This is a genomic window from Cronobacter sp. EKM101R (genome assembly GCF_963888145.1).
Taxonomy (GTDB): Bacteria; Pseudomonadota; Gammaproteobacteria; order Enterobacterales; family Enterobacteriaceae; genus Cronobacter; species Cronobacter turicensis.
This window is the reverse complement of sequence record NZ_CAWPHW010000064.1, coordinates 1-217: the sequence shown is the minus strand read 5'-3', so window position 1 is coordinate 217 and position 217 is coordinate 1. Positions and strand designations below refer to the sequence as shown.

At 52.1% G+C, this 217-nt stretch carries 1 protein-coding gene; it reads left to right on the top strand.

The window, feature by feature from the left end; translation table 11 throughout:
* Positions 1-20: 20 nt before the first annotated feature.
* Positions 21-217, top strand: a 197-nt coding sequence (locus AACV31_RS23245) for a DUF6645 domain-containing protein (RefSeq protein ID WP_370459601.1), incomplete at its 3' end; no start/stop codon positions are given.

Sequence of the window (217 nt, the reverse complement as noted above, 5' to 3'; positions counted from 1 at the left end):
CAGGGGCGGCTCCGTTCGTTGTGTCCTGTACCGTGACCACTGACAGTAACCGGAATATCATTCTGTCCAGGCATACCAGTTCCTTACAGAAAATCTGTGACCTGGGGCCGTTTGATAATGAGTGGCATGAGCTGATTTTGGATTTTCCGGGAGGGAACAGTGTCAGCATTACGCCGCACTATGACGGTACGGCCCTTACGCCCTTTAACATGACCTG